Raw genomic sequence first — 502 nt, forward strand, 5'->3', positions numbered from 1 at the left:
GGCAACTTGGCAGCTGACATGCTCGCCAACGTCACAGCTGAGTCGTCAGGACGAGTTTTGGCGGTCCGCCTCTTCAATATGACGGACGATCCCGGGATGAAGGACATGTTATCCTTCCTGATCGCTCGGGATACAATGCACCAGCAGCAGTGGCTCGCCGTCATCGAAGATATGGGCGGAATGGCAAGCGCTCTGCCGATCCCCAATAGCTTCCCGCAAGATCAGGAGAACCAGCAATTTTCCTACGTTTACCTCGGCCACATGGCCGACGGCTCCATTCCGGAAGGGCGTTGGAGTTCGGGGCAGGCCCCGGATGGACGGGGGCAATTCACCAAAGCGCGTTCGCAGCCGCTGGGCGAGAAGCCGGTGCTCGCTCGGGCCAGACCCGACGGGGGCGCCCAGCTTGAGCAATCTTAAGGCCGGGTGCCCGCGGGTTGACCGGTGCCATCGAAGGAGCAGGGAGGATACATTTCGTCCGCCAAAGTGCGTTCGATACGCGAGG

At 61.2% G+C, this 502-nt stretch carries 1 protein-coding gene; it reads left to right on the plus strand.

Annotation, left to right across the window (positions count from 1 at the left end; translation table 11 throughout):
• Positions 1 to 417, plus strand: a 417-nt coding sequence (locus IEW34_RS30230; protein ID WP_188612962.1) for a manganese catalase family protein, incomplete at its 5' end; no start/stop codon positions are given.
• Positions 418 to 502: the final 85 nt, after the last annotated feature.

This window comes from Chelatococcus reniformis (assembly GCF_014640075.1).
Taxonomy (GTDB): Bacteria; Pseudomonadota; Alphaproteobacteria; order Rhizobiales; family Beijerinckiaceae; genus Camelimonas; species Camelimonas reniformis.